Source organism: Enterococcus sp. SB12, assembly GCF_030910025.2.
Taxonomy (GTDB): Bacteria; Bacillota; Bacilli; order Lactobacillales; family Enterococcaceae; genus Enterococcus_B; species Enterococcus_B faecium.
The window spans coordinates 2,029,649-2,048,208 of sequence record NZ_CP175675.1 but is presented as its reverse complement, the minus strand read 5'-3'; the positions used below and the strand labels follow the sequence as shown (position 1 = coordinate 2,048,208).

General features: G+C 37.0%; 17 protein-coding genes, 1 tRNA gene, 3 pseudogenes and 1 other annotated feature. Of the genes and pseudogenes, 16 read left to right on the top strand and 5 right to left on the bottom strand.

The genetic code is table 11. The features are described from left to right. Positions 1-83: 83 nt before the first annotated feature. Positions 84-686 carry a class I SAM-dependent methyltransferase gene (locus RBL01_RS10120; RefSeq protein WP_002318661.1) on the bottom strand — a complete coding sequence of 201 codons (603 nt, stop codon included), beginning with the start codon at positions 684-686 and terminating at the stop codon, positions 84-86. A 105-nt stretch (positions 687-791) separates the two neighbouring features. Here RBL01_RS10120 and RBL01_RS10115 point away from each other — a divergent pair, with 105 nt between their 5' ends. From RBL01_RS10115 to upp, 9 genes and pseudogenes are all read left to right on the top strand, one after another. After that, the gene (locus tag RBL01_RS10115) at positions 792-1,214 is read left to right on the top strand and encodes a GNAT family N-acetyltransferase (RefSeq protein WP_002318662.1); all 423 of its coding nucleotides are present in this window, start codon (positions 792-794) and stop codon (positions 1,212-1,214) included. A 147-nt stretch (positions 1,215-1,361) separates the two neighbouring features. Then, positions 1,362-1,946, top strand: a complete 585-nt coding sequence (locus RBL01_RS10110) for a thymidine kinase (RefSeq protein ID WP_002289675.1) — start codon at positions 1,362-1,364, stop codon at positions 1,944-1,946. 2 nt (positions 1,947-1,948) lie between these two features. Continuing rightward, the gene (prfA, locus tag RBL01_RS10105; protein WP_002289676.1) at positions 1,949-3,022 is read left to right on the top strand and encodes a peptide chain release factor 1; all 1,074 of its coding nucleotides are present in this window, start codon (positions 1,949-1,951) and stop codon (positions 3,020-3,022) included. Next, entirely contained in the window at positions 3,015-3,854 is an 840-nt protein-coding gene (gene prmC / locus RBL01_RS10100) for a peptide chain release factor N(5)-glutamine methyltransferase (RefSeq protein ID WP_002318663.1), read from the top strand. The genes prfA and prmC overlap by 8 nt, the downstream gene beginning before the upstream one ends. Further along, complete coding sequence (locus RBL01_RS10095) at positions 3,847-4,026, top strand: hypothetical protein (protein WP_002300130.1); 180 nt, start codon at positions 3,847-3,849, stop codon at positions 4,024-4,026. The genes prmC and RBL01_RS10095 overlap by 8 nt, the downstream gene beginning before the upstream one ends. Before the next feature lie 21 nt (positions 4,027-4,047). Beyond that, on the top strand, positions 4,048-5,073 hold the full coding sequence (locus RBL01_RS10090; protein WP_002318664.1) for an L-threonylcarbamoyladenylate synthase: 1,026 nt from the start codon (positions 4,048-4,050) through the stop codon (positions 5,071-5,073). A gap of 174 nt (positions 5,074-5,247) precedes the next feature. Continuing rightward, a complete protein-coding gene (glyA, locus tag RBL01_RS10085; RefSeq protein ID WP_002294099.1) occupies positions 5,248-6,492 on the top strand; it encodes a serine hydroxymethyltransferase in 1,245 nt (414 codons plus the stop codon). 162 nt (positions 6,493-6,654) lie between these two features. After that, a pseudogene (locus RBL01_RS10080) lies at positions 6,655-7,604 on the top strand (alpha/beta hydrolase fold domain-containing protein). 133 nt (positions 7,605-7,737) lie between these two features. Further along, positions 7,738-8,367, top strand: a complete 630-nt coding sequence (upp, locus tag RBL01_RS10075; protein WP_002294095.1) for a uracil phosphoribosyltransferase — start codon at positions 7,738-7,740, stop codon at positions 8,365-8,367. Positions 8,368-8,505: 138 nt separating this feature from the next. Here the strand turns inward: upp and RBL01_RS10070 are convergent, their stop codons facing one another. Beyond that, entirely contained in the window at positions 8,506-8,748 is a 243-nt protein-coding gene (locus tag RBL01_RS10070) for a hypothetical protein (protein ID WP_002294094.1), read from the bottom strand. Positions 8,749-8,868: 120 nt separating this feature from the next. On the opposite strand from RBL01_RS10070, the gene RBL01_RS10065 reads away from it, so the two are divergent. Further along, positions 8,869-8,941, top strand: a tRNA-Thr gene (locus tag RBL01_RS10065). A 118-nt stretch (positions 8,942-9,059) separates the two neighbouring features. Here RBL01_RS10065 and RBL01_RS10060 read toward each other — a convergent pair. Continuing rightward, positions 9,060-9,697 (bottom strand): annotated as a pseudogene (locus RBL01_RS10060) (type II CAAX prenyl endopeptidase Rce1 family protein). A gap of 235 nt (positions 9,698-9,932) precedes the next feature. On the opposite strand from RBL01_RS10060, the gene RBL01_RS10055 reads away from it, so the two are divergent. Continuing rightward, positions 9,933-10,892, top strand: a complete 960-nt coding sequence (locus RBL01_RS10055; RefSeq protein WP_000222577.1) for an IS30-like element IS1252 family transposase — start codon at positions 9,933-9,935, stop codon at positions 10,890-10,892. Here the strand turns inward: RBL01_RS10055 and RBL01_RS10050 are convergent. After that, positions 10,884-11,519 (bottom strand): pentapeptide repeat-containing protein, encoded by a 636-nt coding sequence (locus RBL01_RS10050; protein ID WP_307780872.1) that lies wholly within the window; start codon positions 11,517-11,519, stop codon positions 10,884-10,886. The genes RBL01_RS10055 and RBL01_RS10050 overlap by 9 nt on opposite strands. Before the next feature lie 350 nt (positions 11,520-11,869). Here RBL01_RS10050 and RBL01_RS10045 point away from each other — a divergent pair, with 350 nt between their 5' ends. Together RBL01_RS10045 and acm are read left to right on the top strand one after the other, a co-directional pair. Further along, the gene (locus RBL01_RS10045; protein ID WP_002318667.1) at positions 11,870-12,169 is read left to right on the top strand and encodes a bacteriocin immunity protein; all 300 of its coding nucleotides are present in this window, start codon (positions 11,870-11,872) and stop codon (positions 12,167-12,169) included. Positions 12,170-12,540: 371 nt separating this feature from the next. Beyond that, positions 12,541-14,706: pseudogene (acm, locus tag RBL01_RS10040) on the top strand (collagen-binding MSCRAMM adhesin Acm). Between the two features lie 271 nt (positions 14,707-14,977). On the opposite strand, the gene RBL01_RS10035 reads toward acm, so the two are convergent. After that, positions 14,978-15,463 carry a prolyl-tRNA synthetase associated domain-containing protein gene (locus tag RBL01_RS10035; RefSeq protein WP_307780873.1) on the bottom strand — a complete coding sequence of 162 codons (486 nt, stop codon included), beginning with the start codon at positions 15,461-15,463 and terminating at the stop codon, positions 14,978-14,980. 89 nt (positions 15,464-15,552) lie between these two features. Next, positions 15,553-15,898 (top strand) — a binding site (T-box leader). Between the two features lie 44 nt (positions 15,899-15,942). Here RBL01_RS10035 and RBL01_RS10030 point away from each other — a divergent pair. Genes RBL01_RS10030 through RBL01_RS10020 form a run of 3 tightly spaced genes read left to right on the top strand, consistent with a single transcriptional unit; the run spans position 15,943 to position 18,071 of the window. Then, entirely contained in the window at positions 15,943-16,584 is a 642-nt protein-coding gene (locus RBL01_RS10030) for an amino acid ABC transporter permease (protein ID WP_002289240.1), read from the top strand. 18 nt (positions 16,585-16,602) lie between these two features. Beyond that, on the top strand, positions 16,603-17,238 hold the full coding sequence (locus tag RBL01_RS10025) for an amino acid ABC transporter ATP-binding protein (RefSeq protein WP_002299692.1): 636 nt from the start codon (positions 16,603-16,605) through the stop codon (positions 17,236-17,238). Between the two features lie 17 nt (positions 17,239-17,255). Continuing rightward, positions 17,256-18,071, top strand: coding sequence for an amino acid ABC transporter substrate-binding protein (locus tag RBL01_RS10020; RefSeq protein ID WP_002318672.1), 816 nt, complete (start codon positions 17,256-17,258; stop codon positions 18,069-18,071). The last annotated feature ends 489 nt before the right edge of the window (positions 18,072-18,560 follow it).

Below are 18,560 nucleotides of genomic sequence, written 5' to 3'. Positions count from 1 at the left end.
GTGACATGTTTTTTGTCACAGCTTCTTTTTCCGAAAATTCCTTCTTATTTCTTGGAGTTGCTCACTTTTTTTGCAATCTCATTTTAAGCTTTTTGGCTGATGGATAAGAAAAGCGAAGCGTTTTTGTTCATAAATAGCTTTTCCCCACGATGGAAGGTATGACTAGTAGCAGAGACAAAGCCCGTTTTTTCCAATCGATTATTCAATTCTTCTTGGCTAAAGCCATTATGGACTTTCGGATGACTAATTTGTTCATTCTTGTCAAAGTCTACGATGATCAATTGACCGCCAGGAGCTAAAATTTCATAAAGTTTTGTAAGAATATTCTCCGTATCAGGAATGTGTAAAAGTACAAGTGATAGAAGGATGAGATTAGCTTGGACAGCAGGAAATTCGACAGAAGCATCAGCGTGGATCGTTCGGACATTTTTCAGATCTGCTGCTTGGATCTTTTCTTCTGCCATTTTCAGCATAGTTTCCGAAGCATCGGCAATGATCAGTTCTTCGAATCTTTCCGCAAGCGGTAAACTAACAAGCCCAGTTCCGCCTCCGTAATCCAGCAGGACTTTTTGGTGGCTGTCGCGCGGTAGATAAGTAGTTAGTTCTTCGCGAATAATCTTGGCTAATGCTTGACGGTCAGGGGAATCATAATTGTTAGCGATGGAATCAAAAATATTTTTTGTCATCAAATAGCTCCTTACGTAAAACTTTGAAATTTTAACTTATTATAGCACGTGAAAAGAAAGAAAGCATGCTATACTCAATTCAAAAAGGGAGAATCTAGAAAGAATATGCCGATATCGTTTGTAAAAGATAGAGAGGAAAAAGGAAAGTGTGTCCGAGAAATATTACTAGACTTGCCTGAGTGGTTTGGGCTTCCTGAATCAACGGAAAAATATATCGAGGAATCAAGTAAACTACCTTTATGGTGTGAAAAAAGAAAAGAAGAATATTTAGGCTTTATCACTCTTTCACAGACAAGTGAAGATACTGCCGAAATCTATTGTATGGGAATAAAAAAAGACTATCATCACCAAGGATTAGGAACAAAACTTTTTAAAGAAGCAGAAGGTTACGCAGCAAAACATTACAAATATTTGCAAGTGAAGACTGTAGACGAGGGGCACTACTCTATATATGATCAAACTATTTGTTTCTACGAATCATTAGGATTTTCAAGGTTGGAAGTTTTTCCAAATTTATGGGATGAATAGAACCCATGTTTAGTTCTTGTCAAAAAATTGGAACAAAAGTGAGCAATAGATTTAATACTAATCTGTGCTTGATGAAAATTCTCACTGTAAAAAATGCTGAAAATCAAGTATAATACCATAGGAACAAACTGGAAGGTGAAAAAGAGCATGGCACAACTATTTTTTAAGTATGGCGCAATGAATAGCGGCAAGACGATCGAGATCCTAAAAGTCGCACATAATTATGAAGAACAAAATAAGCCAGTTGTCTTAATGACAAGCGGTATTGATACAAGAGATGGTTTAGGCGTTGTTTCAAGCCGAATCGGACTGAAACGTAATGCGATGCCGATATTTGAAGAAACAGACGTATTTGACGTAATTCAGAAAATGGAAAGCAAACCCTATTGTGTGCTGATCGATGAAGCGCAATTCTTAAAAAAGAAACATGTCATTGCTTTTACGAGAATTGTGGACGAATTGGATATTCCGGTTATGGCATTTGGTTTGAAAAATGATTTTCGAAACGAGTTATTTGAAGGATCAAAATATTTATTGCTTTATGCAGACAAAATCGAAGAAATGAAAACAATCTGTTGGTTCTGCCACAAAAAAGCAATCATGAATTTACATTATATTGATGGAAACCCTGTTTATGAAGGCGATCAAGTGCAAATTGGCGGAAATGAAGCTTATTACCCCGTTTGTCGAAAACATTACTTTCACCCATCAATGATTACAGAAGGAGAATAAGCATGTACGATCAATTACAAGCAATTGAAGACCGTTATGAAGAGCTTGGAGAACTTTTAAGTGACCCAGAAGTGATTTCTGATACAAAGCGTTTTATGCAGCTTTCAAAAGAAGAAGCAAACACGCGCGAAACAGTCGAAGTTTATCGTCGTTATAAAGAAGTAGTACAAGGAATCACCGATACAGAAGAACTGCTTGGTGAAAAACTGGATGATGAAATGGCTGAACTAGCAAAAGAAGAATTATCTGAATTAAAAAAAGAAAAAGAAGTCTTAGAAGAAAAAATCAAGATCTTGCTTTTACCAAAAGATCCAAATGACGATAAAAATATCATCATGGAAATCCGTGGAGCAGCAGGCGGAGACGAAGCAGCATTATTCGCTGGCGATCTTTTCAATATGTACCAAAAGTATGCTGAAGCACAAGGCTGGAAAACAGAAGTGATGGAAGCTAACGTTACCGGAATCGGTGGATATAAAGAAGTGATCATGATGATCACCGGAGACAACGTATATTCGAAATTAAAATATGAAAGTGGTGCGCACCGCGTCCAGCGTGTTCCTTCAACTGAATCGCAAGGGCGTATCCATACTTCCACCGCAACAGTTGTCGTGATGCCAGAAGCTGAAGAAGTAGAGATCGATATTGAAGACAAAGATATCCGTACAGATATCTATCATGCTTCAGGTGCTGGCGGACAGCACGTCAATAAAACAGCATCTGCTGTACGTTTGACTCACTTACCAACAGGGATCGTTGTTGCTATGCAAGATGAACGTTCTCAAATCAAGAACCGTGAAAAAGCAATGAAAATCTTGCGTGCTCGTGTGTACGATAAGATCCAGCAAGAAGCACAAAGCGAGTATGATGCCAATCGAAAATCAGCAGTCGGAACTGGGGATCGTTCAGAACGGATCCGGACGTATAATTTCCCGCAAAATCGTGTGACTGATCATCGTATCGGATTAACTATCCAAAAATTAGATCAGATTTTAGCAGGGAAATTAGATGAGATCGTTGATGCATTGATCATGTATGATCAAACATCAAAACTGGAAGCTATGCAAAATGGGTAAAATGACCTATCGAGAAGTCCTGTCACGGGCTTCTTCTTTTTTAGAGGATCATGGGAAAGAAGCATATAGTATCCAATTTTTATTTTTGGAACGAAAACAATGGAAAAAACTTGATTGGCTCCTTCATATGAACGAAGAGATTTCAGAAGAAGAACAGCGGTTGATCGAAACCGATCTACGACTTCTGCTTGCAGATCATCCACCTCAGTATTTGCTAGGATATGCAGATTTTTATGATCATCGGTTAAAGGTAACTGAAGCAACACTGATCCCTCGACCAGAAACAGAGGAGTTAGTCGAATGGTGTTTAGACGAGACGCCTGATGTACCGTTAGAAGTGATAGATATTGGGACAGGGACTGGAGCAATTGCTATTAGTTTGAAAGCAGCAAGAAGAAATTGGCATGTATCTGCTGTGGATCTTTCAGAAGAAGCATTAGAAGTAGCGAAAGAAAATGCTCAGAAAGAAGGAACGAAAATCAGTTTTTATCATGGAGATACATTAGGACCAGTAATGGATCAGCAATTTGATGTGATTATTTCTAATCCGCCGTACATCAGTCGGAATGAATGGGAACTGATGGATGAAAGTGTCCGGTCATTCGAACCTAAAATAGCCCTTTTTGCTGAGAACGATGGATTAGCTATTTATGAAAAAATAGCAGTTGAAGCACCAAGCGTACTAAAATCAAATGGAAAGATTTTTTTAGAAATCGGATTTCGCCAAGGTGAAGCAGTAAAAAAAATATTTCAGCAAGCATTTCCAGATAAAAAAGTGGCGATAAAAAAGGATCTTTTTGGCAATGAACGAATGATCCAAGTTTATGGTTGAAGTTGTGGATGAAAAATTTTTTATTTGTTTTTTTATTATAAAAAAACACTTATTTGACAAGGATGTAAACGACTTTTTGGTTTATCAACAAGTTTATCCACTATTGACAAATAGATTATCCACAAACAGTGGAAAACTTGAGGATAAACTCAGACAAAATAAGAATGTATGAAAAAGGGGTTGTGGATAAACTGTGGAAACGAAACGATATGATGAAACAGAATTGCAAGAGGCAGCCGAAGCACTGAAAGAAGGAGAACTTGTTGCTTTTCCTACCGAAACAGTATACGGATTGGGCGCCAACGCTCTTTTACCAAACGCTGTCAAGAAAGTGTTTTCTGTAAAAGGGAGACCGCAAGATAATCCATTAATCGTCCATGTCGCCTCTTTTGAACAAGTAAAAGAGTATGTGGACAACTTTCATCCGGCAGCAGAGAAGATTGTGAAGAACTTCTGGCCTGGACCACTAACTTTGATATTTAAGATCAAAAAAGACACTTTGCCCTCAGTTGTGACGGGAGGATTATCCACAGCTGCATTTCGTATGCCGGATAACAAAAAAACACTAGAAGTAATCGAACTTTCCGGTGTTCCGCTTGTCGGTCCAAGTGCAAATACGTCGGGAAAACCAAGTCCAACGACTGCAGATCATGTATATCATGATCTACAAGGAAAAATTACCGGGATTATTGATGATGGAGCTACGCGAATTGGTGTAGAATCCACTGTTCTTGATTTAAGTGATCCAACAGCCATGCCTATGATTTTACGACCAGGTGCAGTAACGAAAGAACAAATCGAAGCAGTCATCGAATCTCCTGTTGCTATTGATCAGCATCTTGTAAAAGAAAATGAAACACCAAAAGCGCCTGGGATGAAATACAAACACTACTCACCCGATACACGTGTTCTGATGGTCAGAGATGGCGATTGGTCAACTGCAGTTCAATGGGCAAAAAATAAGAAGATCCGTGCAGGTGTCATAGCAAGCCCCGAAATTGCGGATCAAGTGCGGACAGATACTGCAGCTGTTTATATGTATAACGACAACTCAGTAGAAGCGGCGGCTAAAGGATTGTTTGCAGGTCTAAGAGGATTAGATGAACCAACACTTGGATTAGATTTGATTTTTGTACAAGTATATCCAGAAACTGGATTGGGGAATGCTTATATGAATCGCTTGAAAAAAGCAGCAGGACAAAATTATTTTGAAAAATGATCAATTGGTTATTGTCGCATTCTTTTAGTATGATACAATGCTATCAAGTAAATCTTCTATCAGTGAACGAAAAACTAAGCGTAACTAATCGTAATAGAAGAGATACGAATATTTGGCAATTTGTTTTTGATGGGAAAAATAAAATTGTAGGAAAATAAAAAGGAGCTGTTGTTTGTGGTAGATTACAAAACGTTTGATCCTGATCTTTGGGCTGCGATCGCCAAAGAAGAAGAAAGACAAGAACATAATTTGGAGCTGATTGCCTCTGAAAACTTTGTCTCCGAAGCAGTGATGGCTGCACAAGGAAGTATCTTGACAAATAAATACGCAGAAGGTTATCCAGGGCATCGCTATTATGGTGGGTGTGAATTTGTCGATATCGTTGAAAATTTAGCGATTGACCGTGCAAAAGAATTATTCGGAGCGAAATTTGCGAACGTCCAGCCTCACTCCGGCTCTCAAGCCAACACGGCTGCTTATCTCGCTTTGGTAGAACCAGGGGACACGATCTTAGGAATGGATCTTTCCGCAGGCGGACATCTAACACATGGATCACCAGTCAACTTCAGTGGCAAAACCTATCACTTTGTTGCTTACGGTGTTGATCCGACAACAGAAGTTATTGATTATAATGTGGTACGTATTTTAGCTAGAAAACATCAACCAAAATTGATCGTAGCAGGTGCCAGTGCTTACGGACGAACGATCGACTTTGCGAAATTCAGAGAAATCGCAGATGAAGTAGGCGCAAAACTGATGGTAGATATGGCACATATCGCAGGATTAGTAGCAGCAGGACTTCATCCTAATCCAGTTCCTTATGCAGATATCACAACGACTACCACTCATAAAACATTGCGTGGCCCTCGAGGCGGCATGATTTTGACAAACGATGAAGCATTAGCAAAAAAAATAAATAGTGCGGTATTTCCTGGTATTCAAGGCGGCCCTCTAGAGCATGTGATTGCAGGTAAAGCAGTAGCATTCAAAGAAGCATTAGATCCTGCATTTAAAGAATATAGTGAACAAATCATCGCCAATGCAAAAGCAATGGTCAAAGTGTTCAATCAAGCAATTGGAACCAGAGTCATTTCAGGGGCGACAGATAATCATCTGATGTTGATCGATGTTCGCGAGTTAGGTATAAATGGAAAAGAAGCAGAGAGCATTTTGGACAGTGTGAATATCACGGTAAATAAAAACTCGATTCCTTTTGAAACACTAAGTCCATTCAAAACAAGCGGTATTCGAATCGGCACGCCAGCAATCACTACTCGCGGGTTCAAAGAAGAAGATGCTGTAAAAGTGGCTGAACTAGTTGTCAAAGCATTACAAGCAAAAGATGATAACGCTCAACTAGACGAAGTCAAAACAGGTGTACGCGAATTAACTGAAAAATTTCCGTTGCATAAAAAATAAAAATTTAAATTCCATTAGTAAACAGAAAAGTTCAATGTTGGGCTTTTCTGTTTTTTTCTGTTTATTTTTTGGGAAAACGGATTCTTTGACAATATCGGTGATGCTCTCTAGTATATGAGGTGTAATTTTAGTCTTCACACTAAATCTCAGGGAGGAAAAGTCATGACTGATCGTATCTCGTTAGAAAAGGAAGCAGTAGCATTCAGTGATGCAAATGCGCCTCATCCGCGTATCTATGAACTAGCACCGGAAGAAGGAAGAGCTTTACTAGAAGAAGTACAAGAATCACCTGTGAACAAATATTCCGTCGATATTGAAGACTTGATGGTGGATACTGGCGAATGGGGAAAACTCAATATTCGTCTCGTACGACCAGAAGGGAATATGAATAAATTACCAGTTATTTTTTATATTCATGGAGCAGGCTGGGTTTTTGGCAGTGCTCAAACCCATGATAAATTGATCAGAGAACTTGCGGTTCGTACGAATTCCGTCGTTGTCTATCCAGAATATAGTCGATCACCAGAAGCAAAATATCCAACAGCAATTGAACAAAATTATGCTGTGTTGCAACAGCTGAATAAATTAGCCAAGTCAAAAAATCTGGATCTCGAGAATCTAATCGTTGCAGGAGATTCAGTAGGTGGTAACATGGCTACAGTCATGACGATCTTAACAAAAGAACGAAAGGGCCTCCCAATATCCAAGCAATTGCTGTATTATCCAGTCACAAACGCTGATTTTGATACAGATTCCTATCATGAATTCGGAGAAAACTATTTTTTGACAAGAGAAGGAATGATGTGGTTTTGGGACCAATATACGACGAATGAAGAAGAGCGTGCTGAAATCACAGCTTCGCCTTTGAGAGCAAATATAAATGAACTAAATGATCTTCCTCCAGCAATGATTTTAACGGGAGAAGCGGATGTATTATAAGAGATGAAGGTGAGGCTTATGCGCGCAAACTTCGTGATGCAGGGGTTCCTGTTACACAAGTACGCTTCCAAGGAATCATCCATGATTTTGTCATGGTAAATGCTATGGATCAGACAAAGGCAACGCGTGCAGCAATGGCATTATCTACTTCTTGGATCAAGAAAAAAGAATAAGCTTTGCTTGTCCGCAGGAAAACTTCTTTTCAAAAACGGATTTTCTTAGGAAAAATGGCGAGTTTGACTAGTCAATCACTTGATTTTGTTTTACAATTAAAAAGAAACGACAGAACAAAGGAGAGCTTAAAAAATGGGCAAATTTCAAGTGATCGATCATCCATTGATTCAACACAAACTAACTATTATTCGGGACAAAAACTGCGGAACAAAGGTTTTTCGTGAAGTAGTCGATGAAATCGCTATGTTGATGGCATATGAAGTATCACGGGATATGCCATTGGAAGACATCGTGATCGAAACACCGATCACTGAAACAACACAAAAAACGTTGTCTGGTAAAAAAGTAGCGATTATTCCAATCTTGCGCGCAGGTATTGGAATGGTTGACGGTATCTTGGAATTGATTCCAGCTGCTAAAGTGGGACATATCGGTCTTTATCGAGATGAAGAAACATTGGAACCACATGAATATTTCGTCAAACTTCCAGAAGACATTGATGCACGTCAGTTGTTTGTAGTAGATCCAATGTTGGCAACAGGCGGATCAGCAATCATGGCAATCGATGCATTGAAAGAACGTGGCGCGTCGAACATCAAATTTGTTTGTTTGGTAGCAGCACCTGAGGGAGTAAAAGCTTTGCAAGAAGCGCATCCTGATATTGACATCTATACAGCTTCTCTAGATGAAAAATTGAATGAACATGGTTATATCGTTCCTGGACTAGGGGATGCGGGTGACCGTTTGTTTGGTACAAAATAAGTAAATACGAAAAAGGGTGTGACACAGCTTTTGTCACATCCTTTTTTGGTCATTTTTAATGTTTGATGCAGAACAGCTTTTTCACAGCTTTCGTTTGCATATAAAAAAACCATCCCAAAAATGCAGAGATGGTCAAATTCAAATCTTTTTTAGTTCTTTGTAGTTAACGATTACTACACCCTTACTTTGCGTCATCAAGTTCGCATTTTCTGCAGTTTCATCAATCTCAACAACAGCGGAATTTTTCAATTGCTTTGAAATCGTTCCAGTTTGCGACTTGCCGTGAATTGTGAACATTACGTGAGTATTGATCTTGAATTTTTCACCAATTTCCGATGGTACGATAGTTGTATCAAATTTTCCAAAAGTTGCCATTTTCATAAAACCTGCCTTTCACATCAATTATACCACGTTTTATGAAAAATATCATGAAATTAAACTAATTTTCCATCGGACTCTTTACAATCAGCCAAATAGAGTATATAATTTCTTTTGGATAAGGCCAGCTTAGCTCAGTTGGTAGAGCAACGCACTCGTAACGCGTAGGTCGTAGGTTCGATCCCTATAGCTGGCATTAAAAGAGAAGACAGATGTATCAAGGATTTTTAATCCATTGATACATCTGTCTTTTTGTTTAAAGGAAATAAAGTATGCTTTCTTAGCAATAGAACATGTATTATTTCTATAAAAATTTAGGAGAATAAAACGACTAGCAATATAGCTGTGAAATCAAATATCACATGAACTGCCCAACTTGTAATGATCGAGTTGCTTTTAATGGCAGCTTGATTGAATAACAATCTTGCCACCCCTTGTATCAAAAGGATGTGTGCTACAGTGTGTAAAATATTTCCATTATCATAAGTACTGTAATGGATAAATCCAAAGATGATTGCTGACAAGAAACTAGCGACAGGAATGCTGAACTTACTAGAAAAAATAGCGAGAAAATCCACTGAGAACAATTCTTCTCCAAGTATCATGATAGGCAAAATAATAAATAATAACGGGCTGAAAGCCTCATTTATTGGATTGCCTGTTAAACCCCATTTCAAAATTTGTTGCAAAAATACCGAGACTGCGGCACTGATTACTACATTGATAAAAAAATATTTGGCTATATTTTTGACAGGAGCGACAGGTTTCGAGAACATATTTTTCGTATCTTTTTTACCAAAAACAAGTATAAATGCTATAAATCCAGTGATAGTTAAAGAAAAAATGCTAATGATGGATGGCGCAAATAGCAACCCTAACAAACCGAGTACAACGACAATAGTGCCCAATATCCCTTTTTTTAGTTCTATTTTTTTCCTAAAATGTTATTCATGATAATAACTCCTACTATTCAGTTTTTGAAGATAGAGTCAGTATACATGAAGAGTTAAAATAGGCAATGTTTTTTTATGAATATTTGTATTGCTAAAAATTTATTTTATATATTCATTTTGATTATACTACTTTTATTTGCGCCGATTGTAAAATTAAGCTAGACAAATAAATAAGCCATTCGTGCTACACTCAAAATGTAATTCCGACTAAAGAAAACATAGGAGTGATCACGAATGACCTACACCCATCTTACCACGGATGAACTGGTGATGATAGAGTCTTACTACCACCAAAACATCAAAATTGTGAAAATTGCTGAGTACCTGAAACGATCTCGAACACCGATTTATAACGTCATTAATTTCTTGAAAGAAGGCCATACGGCCCTTGAATACTACCAACAGTATAAAGAAAATAAGAAACGGTGTGGCAGACGAAACATCGTCTTGCCAAAGAAACAACAGTCCTACATTAAAGAAAAAATTGCCCAAGGCTGGACGCCAGACGTTATCATTGGGCGTAAAGAGAAACCAATCAGCTGTTCCGTAAGAACCCTTTATCGCCAGTTCAAGGAAAAGGTGTTCGATGAATCGACTTTGCCCATGAAGGGTAAGCGGAAACCAAATGGACATCAAGAACGCCGAGGAAAACAGGCTTTTAAACGGAATATCGTTGAAAGAGAAACTGATTACCCGACATTTAAAGAAGAGTTCGGCCATATCGAAGGCGATACCATTGTAGGCATTCATCATAAGAGTGCTGTCATAACTTTGGTAGAACGTCTATCGAAAATCATCATCACCTTGAAGCCCGAGGGGCGCAAGGCGATCGATATTGAGAATACTCTGAACCACTGGTTTGGATCGATTCCCAGACATTTATTTAAATCCATTACCTTTGATTGTGGGAAAGAATTCTCTAATTGGAAGGCTTTAAGTAACCAACATGACATCGCTATTTATTTCGCTGATCCAGGGACTCCTTCGCAACGAGCACTGAATGAAAATTCCAATGGCTTGCTGCGAAAAGATGGTCTGCCAAAAAACATGGATTTTAATCAAGTCGACCAAGCTTTTATCTCTTCAGTGGCGAATAAGAGAAACAATATTCCACGAAAGTCCTTGGATTATCAAACACCCCTGGAAGTATTTATGAGTTACATGAATGAAGATATTTTGTCTAGCTTAATTTGACAAATCAAATTGTAAAAATTTTCTAGCAAAACCAAGTGCTTGCAACTGATTAAGCGTACAATTTTTTAGATGTTCCGGGCGTACTTCAATCATTTCAAAGGAGTTGTTACTTAAATCAATATTTTTTAAATCAGTATCAAAAAAGCTAGTATTTTCTAGATCATTAGTATAAAACATTGTTTTAGTGAGGGAACAGTCTACAAAATCTGCGCTTGATAAGACAGAGTGCTCAAAGTTACTTTCTTTTATGTTTGAACCAGATAAATTTACATAGTCCATTTTACAATTCTCGAATAACGTGTTCCCAATATAACTTTCCATCAATTTAGTACCTGTTAATTTACAATTGACAAATTTCACGCGATGCAACATGCTTTTTGTCAATATACAGCCTGAAAAATCACAGTTTTCGAATATACAGTCGGTAATCTCCATTCTTTGAAAATCATTGGAAGCAAAAAATGCATGCTTGAAAATAGATTTGTAAATAATTGGATGGCAGATTATTTGGTTTTCGATGACCTCTTTTTGTGAAAGGATATTATACAGTTCAAAATCTTCGTTTTCATAGATATGGAAAAAGGATCCTTTATTCACGCTTGCGTCATTAACTTTAGGAAAAATCATATTTAATTACCTCCATTTTCATAAATTCATATTAACAAAAGCTAAACCAACTTACATTAGCAGAAAATGAGATAGGTTTTCGCCTTTTTCGATAACGATAGTGTCGCTATCTCTTGAAACGTTCTTAGAATTGCCCTGAGAGACACAAATTAGGCGTAATTCTAATAAAAATCTTAGAATAAAAATTTTTACTGATTTAATTTAGAATGTTTTTAAAATAAAAATCGTTGCCATAACAGTGTATTGAAAGGTTTTAACAAATCAGTAATGATTTAAAAAAATCTAGATGTAGCGTATACTTTGTTTATAGAATGTAGTGGGAAGAAATATATTTTTGGGAGGAAATTGTGATGTCTAAAAGTGAAGAAATAGAAAACATGGTACTAAAATTATATGATCTCGTTTTAAATCCAGAGATCAAAGAAAAGGAACGTATACTTTTGATAGACGCAAAGACATGCTTAGAAAAAGGTCAGTATTATCCTAAAGTCATAAATAATTTGGAACGTAGTTTACGTCCGTTAGCAATCAGGGGAGAATTGTCTAAACCAGTATCACCGTTTTATATGGAGATATCAACAATAGGAAAATTTGAAAAAGAATTAGGTCGAGGAATGGCTTCGGCACCGATTACTTTTGGGCATTTATAAAAACGGGTTATTCATCTCAATGAATTAAAAAGTAGAGTCAATCACATAATGCAGGCTAGGTTCATTTATTTGAACGGAGTCTGTATTTTTTAATTCTTAAATAAAGAAACAACTGTTTTTATATTGTGTTTTATCCTTTGTTTAACATAAAAACAGCTATTATAAAATAATAATGTTAATTAAAAGTGTATTTTATGAAACTATCGTTATTTATTAATGTTGCATTTTTGTAAGCCAAGAATTGGAAATATAGCTTGAAAAAATGAAAGCAATAAGTAAAATAAAGTGAACATAGAGGATTTGAGAACAAGGGTTTTTGAGTACTAATATAGTATGGATTATTTTTAGTTAAAATAGGGGAGATAGAAAAAATGAAAAAGTGTAGAAATATTATTTTATCATTGTTATTTATTATTACTAATATAACATCACTGATTCCTGTTCATGTCTATGCGGATGCAGGTAGAGATATCAGCAGTAATGTCACTTCGTTGACCGTGGATCCAACAAATATTACAGATGGAGGAAACATAAAAATAAAATTCTCGTTTGACGAAAAAAAACAAAATATCCAGCCAGGTGATTATCTTTGGATCAATTGGTCAAGTGAAGGAAATATTCGCGGTGAAGGATTCCAAAAAGAAATCCCACTAATGATTGAAAATAAAAATGTTGGAACTTTAACGGTCAGAAAAGATTCTGCGCAGGTTGTGTTTAATGAAAATATTAAAAACCTAGACTCAGTAGAAGGTTGGGGGCAATTTGAGATACAGGCCAGAAACGTAACCGATACCGGTGAAGAAAATACGGGACCATTCACCGTGACGAGCGGTGATAAAACAGCTACTATAATGTGACAAAGCCAGCTTCTGGTTCTTCTTCTAGCGTTTTTTATTATAAAACAGGAGACATGCTACCTGAAGATACTAAGCACATTCGATGGTTTTTGAATATTAACAATAACGGCACTTATGTTGAACAACCAGTTAAAATCAGTGATGAAATCCAAAGTGGACAAAGATTAGATCCAAGTACGTTTGAAATTAATCAAATACACTTAGGTGAACAGAAGGTTTATAGAGGAGAAGAGGGAATCCAACAATTTTTACAAGATTTCCCCGGCGCTACATTTAATTTTTCAGTAACTGATAATTACATTGAAATAACTATACCAAAAAACTTTGTCAATCTTAGGAAAATAATGGTGAGTTATAAGACGATCATAGAAAACCCAGAACAAATAAATTTTGAGAATCATTCGGAAGCTTGGTTTAAAGAATTTAATAAACCTGCTGTTGATGGAGAAAGTTTCAATCATACAGTTAAAAATATTTCAGCTTCTGGTGGAGTCAACGGTACAGTTAGAGGCGAATTGAAGATTTTCAAATATATTAATGACACAGAGATTGGTATCCCAAATGTGACTTTCGAATTAAGACGAGCAGATGAACAGCCTATTCAAGGACAGTCTAGTATCCTGTTGACTTCGAATGAACAGGGAGAAGCTAGTATCAAAGGCCTGCAAGTAGGAGACTATGTTGTAAAAGAAAAAGAAGCACCCAATTGGATTGATTTTGATCCACTAAGTTCAAATGAACTCAAATTCTCCATAAACGAAAATGATACAGAGGGAGTCAGTTTACCTATTTATAACAAGAAAAAGGTTACGAACATCACAGCAACTAAAATTTGGAACGGTGGAACCACTCCAAGACCGAGTATTTATTTTTTAATTATTCAGAGCAAGTACAAACAATTGGGAACCAGTTCCTGATGCAGAAACAAAACGATTAGACAATGGAATAACTTCAGTGACTTGGGAAGATATCCAACAGTATGATGATAGTGGAAACGAATATACGTTTAAAGTGCAAGAAGTAGATCAAAACGGAAATGATTATGTCCCTTCAGGTTATCAAAAAATTGAAAACGGGCTAGTCGTTACAAATGAGAATAAAGAAGTCATTTCAGTCTCAGGACAAAAAACATGGGAAGACAATGAGAACCAAGACGGCAAACGACCGACGACGATCACAGTAAATCTATTAGCCGACGGTCAACCGATCCAACACAAAGAAGTAAGTGAAAAAGATGATTGGCGCTATCGTTTCACAAATCTGCCAAAATACAGAGACGGGCAAGAAATCATCTATACTGTAACGGAAGACAACGTGCCCGAATACAGTACGACGATTGACGGGTATAACATCAAAAACAGTTATACACCGGAAAAAACAAATATATCTATACCAGGTAGCCATATAACACCGTGGAAAAATTTTCCAGAGAAGACAGAGAGAGAGAAAATTAGAAATCTATTCTCTCAAAAATTGCAAATATTTGCTCATACAGGAGAATCCAGCGAACAAAGAACCAATTATATTAGTAAGAGAGCTGTACCTAAACAGATAACAAATAAATCAAAAAGCATTCTTCCTAAAACAAGTAGTAAAAAATCTAGTTTTGCTGTAATCATTGGTTTATTGATAGTAACTATCTGTGCTGGGATATTCTTACAAAAATATAAAAAAGTTTAGTTAGAATATAATATTTTTTGTTAAATATGACTGAAATCAAAAGAATAAAATTCCGATTTATAATCGAAAAAAGAAGCATTTTTATATATGCTTCTTTTTTCGTAGAATCAATAAATATGGATTTGGCTAACTATGGAAGAATACTCGTATTAGTTTTCAGCGTTCATACTAGTTGTTACATTGTTTGATTGGCCAAAAGAATTTCTGATATATTTTGTGCTAAATAAAGAAAAAGACGCTTGAATTGGGAAATAAGAAAACTACTCTATCATTACAAATTTTCATAAACTGGCAGATGTTCTAAGTAAACAAGTATCTTTTCAAAGTCGGAAAAATCCATGATCAACGTAGTGGTATTGATATTTGGATGAAAGCCTACGGTATCTTGACGATCAATAGCAGCATCGATCACGACTTGGATTTTTTTCTCTTTGTCGTGCGTCAATGCTAATGGAGTCACTGTACCTGCTGGAACGCCTAGGAGGTCAGGAAGCTGTTCTTCAGAAACAAAAGATAAGCGGTTTTCTTTTAATTGTTCAGCTAGTTCTTTTAAATCGGCATGCTTTTCATCAGGCAAGATGACAAGATAGATTTGTTTTCCTTTTCTTGATTTCAATAATAGATTTTTTACTTGCGGACCAGGTAGGGAAAAAAGGACATTTTTGACTGACGTAATCGCAGGATGATCGACTTTTTGAAAAGAGATACCCAGTTTTTTTAGTAGTTCATAAGCTTCTTGTTCGGTTGCACGACTCATCGCGCATCACCCTCCTTTTTTTATTAGTGTATCATAAAAAAGAGTTGACAAATGAAAAATAATCATGTAAATTACACGTAAAGTTAAAACAAATGACATCGAAAAGAAGAGTAGCCGTTAGGTGTTTTTAGAGAGTCTCTGGTTGGTGGAAAGAGGCAGCAGTTAACCGTGAAACACATCTTGGAGTCGATTTTCTGAAGCGTATAGTAGGAAAATCCGGGGAGCCCGTTACAGCTGCGGTCGTTGCTAGATGACCAGATAAGGCTGGCTTTTCCGTGAGGAGCCGGTAAAAAAAGGTGGAACCACGTGATTAACGTCCTTTGATCTTCGGATCAAAGGACTTTTTGTTTTCATCTGAACGGCAACGACTGTGTGAGGTTTTTTCTGCAAGGAAAAAATAAACAGAGGTGGAACCACGTATAATACGTCCTCTTGGCATTTGCCAAGAGGATTTTTTTATTTTAAAGGAGGAAAAGAAGATGGAGTATTTGATTGAAGTTATGCCGCAATTATTAGTAGGAGCACTCACAACATTGAAATTATTTTTATTTACCTTGATTGGCTCATTACCATTAGGGATTGTTTTAGCATTAGGATTGTCTTTGCATTTTAAGCCGCTACGCTACTTGCTTCAAACATATGTATGGGTTATGCGGGGAACACCGCTGTTGTTGCAACTGATTTTTATTTTTTATGGGTTGCCGACGATTGGGATCGTTTTTGATCGTTTCGAAGCAGCACTCATTGCCTTTATCTTAAACTATGCAGCTTATTTTGCAGAGATCTTTCGTGGAGGGATACAATCGATTCCTCAAGGTCAATATGAAGCAGCGCAAGTTTTGCAATTAAGTCCCTTTCAAACGGTGACGAAAATCGTCATCCCACAAGTGACAAAGATTGTTTTACCTTCTGTAGGGAATGAAGTTATCAACTTGGTCAAAGATTCTTCCTTGATCTATATATTAGGTTTAGGTGACGTAATGCGTGCTGGGAAAATCGCGATGGAACGCGACGCGACTTTACTGCCTTTGCTAGGCGTGGCAATCATCTATCTTACATTGACTGGTATTCTAACAATCGTAATGAAACAAGTTGAAGGAAAATTAAATTATTACCGCTAACTGATAGGAGGAAGAAATATGATTGAATTGAAGAAAGTGAACAAAGCATTTGGTGAAAAAAAAATAATCAAAGATTTGAATCTGATCATTCCAGATGGGAAAACATTAGCTATCGTAGGTCCTTCCGGTGGCGGTAAAACCACGCTTTTACGTATCTTGGCTGGCTTAGAAAGTTCTGACAGCGGAGAATTTTATTTAGATGGTGTACCGTTCAACCCATTCGAGCTTAAAATGAAAGAACAAGTTGTAGGAGTCGTATTCCAAGACTTCCAGCTATTTCCACATCTGAATATTTTTGAAAACATTACCTTAGCACCAAAAATGGTATTGAAACAGACAAAAGAAGAATACACCAAAAAAGCAGAAGAATTAGCGGCTTCATTAGGGATTAGTGATTTATTGAATAACTATCCTTATCAGCTTTCTGGCGGACAAAAACAGCGGGTAGCGATTGCCAGAGCATTGGCTATGAATCCACGGGTATTGGCTTATGATGAACCAACAAGTGCTTTAGATCCTGAATTACGCCAGCAAGTCGAGCGTTTGATCCTATCATTGAAAGAAGATGGGGTAACCCAAATTATTGTCACCCATGATTTAGTATTTGCAGAAAATGTCGGTGATCAATTACTAAAAGTTTCCCCAATTCATTAAGAAAGGAGAAGATAGAGATGAAAAAAAACAGTTTTCTATTCGCTTTGATCGCAGGTCTTCTTCTTTTTGCAGGCTGTTCGAACAAAAAAACTTCAGCAGATAATTGGGCGACTATCAACGAAGAGAAAAAAATCGTTATAGGTTTAGACGATACATTTGTTCCTATGGGATTTAGAGATAAAGACGGGAAGCTCACAGGATTTGATATTGATTTAGCCAAAGCAGTCTTTGAACAATATGGGATTACGGTAGACTTTCAGCCCATTGACTGGTCAATGAAGGAATTTGAACTGAACAATGGAACGATCGATTTGATATGGAACGGCTATTCCAAAACGCCGGCAAGAGAAAAGAAAGTGCAATTTACAAAACCTTATATGGAAAACGATCAAGTGCTGATCACACCTAAAGAATCAGGAATCACAAACTTTGGACAAATGAATAATAAGAGATTAGGTGCGCAAAATGGGTCATCTGGTTATGATGTATTTACGAAACAACCAGAAGTATTAAAAGAGATAGTCAAAAACCAAGATGCTGTTTTGTATGATAGTTTTAATGAAGCATTGATCGATCTGAAAAGCAGACGGGTCGATGGTCTGCTGATGGATAAAGTATACGCAGACTATTATTTGAAACAAAGAAACGAACTAGAAGACTTCAACATAACAAAAGGTTCTTATGAAAGTGAGGATTTTGCAGTTGGTGCACGCAAGTCAGATAGTACATTAGTGAAAAAAATCAATGAAGCCCTAGATCAACTAGAGAAAACAGGTGAATTCCAAAAAATATCCGATAAATGGTTTGGCGAAGATGTTACGCCGAGAAATTAACAAATAGGGGACTGTGACAAAAGACGTGTCACAGTCCCTTTTTCCGAATAAACAGTGTTCTCCTGCCAACTCCTTGTGACTCGGAGCTGAATGGCAGGCTCACAACCTCTTGGTAAACGGTGTTCAAAAGCCAGTTTCTCGGTATTAAGCCAAATTTATGCAAAAATGTAGAAAGCCATTTTCACAAAATTTTTCTTACTACTCGAAACTAAGCGACTTTTTCACAACCTCTTGGTAAACGGTGTTCAAAAGCTTGCATCTGCGGTAATAAATCCAGCCAAGTAAAAACATAAGAAGCTGTTTTTACTTGGCTGTTCTTATTACTTGATGCAGGGCAGCTTTTTCACAACCTCTTATACACGGTGTTCCAGAAGTAGCTTCTTCGAAAAATAAGCCGAAATTTTACAAAACTTTGAGAAGCAATTTTCGTACATTACTTCTTGTTTCTTGAAGCTGACCACTTCTGTCACAACCTCCTTTACATAATTT

What these genes read in the sequence shown, in the direction of transcription:
- RBL01_RS10120 (WP_002318661.1), bottom strand. Translation starts at nt 686, where the DNA reads ATGACAAAAAATATTTTTGATTCCATCGCTAACAATTATGATTCCCCT.
- RBL01_RS10115 (WP_002318662.1), top strand. Translation starts at nt 792, where the DNA reads ATGCCGATATCGTTTGTAAAAGATAGAGAGGAAAAAGGAAAGTGTGTC.
- RBL01_RS10110 (WP_002289675.1), top strand. Translation starts at nt 1,362, where the DNA reads ATGGCACAACTATTTTTTAAGTATGGCGCAATGAATAGCGGCAAGACG.
- prfA (WP_002289676.1), top strand. Translation starts at nt 1,949, where the DNA reads ATGTACGATCAATTACAAGCAATTGAAGACCGTTATGAAGAGCTTGGA.
- prmC (WP_002318663.1), top strand. Translation starts at nt 3,015, where the DNA reads ATGGGTAAAATGACCTATCGAGAAGTCCTGTCACGGGCTTCTTCTTTT.
- RBL01_RS10095 (WP_002300130.1), top strand. Translation starts at nt 3,847, where the DNA reads ATGGTTGAAGTTGTGGATGAAAAATTTTTTATTTGTTTTTTTATTATA.
- upp (WP_002294095.1), top strand. Translation starts at nt 7,738, where the DNA reads ATGGGCAAATTTCAAGTGATCGATCATCCATTGATTCAACACAAACTA.
- RBL01_RS10070 (WP_002294094.1), bottom strand. Translation starts at nt 8,748, where the DNA reads ATGAAAATGGCAACTTTTGGAAAATTTGATACAACTATCGTACCATCG.
- RBL01_RS10055 (WP_000222577.1), top strand. Translation starts at nt 9,933, where the DNA reads ATGACCTACACCCATCTTACCACGGATGAACTGGTGATGATAGAGTCT.
- RBL01_RS10050 (WP_307780872.1), bottom strand. Translation starts at nt 11,519, where the DNA reads ATGATTTTTCCTAAAGTTAATGACGCAAGCGTGAATAAAGGATCCTTT.
- RBL01_RS10045 (WP_002318667.1), top strand. Translation starts at nt 11,870, where the DNA reads ATGTCTAAAAGTGAAGAAATAGAAAACATGGTACTAAAATTATATGAT.
- RBL01_RS10035 (WP_307780873.1), bottom strand. Translation starts at nt 15,463, where the DNA reads ATGAGTCGTGCAACCGAACAAGAAGCTTATGAACTACTAAAAAAACTG.
- RBL01_RS10030 (WP_002289240.1), top strand. Translation starts at nt 15,943, where the DNA reads ATGGAGTATTTGATTGAAGTTATGCCGCAATTATTAGTAGGAGCACTC.
- RBL01_RS10025 (WP_002299692.1), top strand. Translation starts at nt 16,603, where the DNA reads ATGATTGAATTGAAGAAAGTGAACAAAGCATTTGGTGAAAAAAAAATA.
- RBL01_RS10020 (WP_002318672.1), top strand. Translation starts at nt 17,256, where the DNA reads ATGAAAAAAAACAGTTTTCTATTCGCTTTGATCGCAGGTCTTCTTCTT.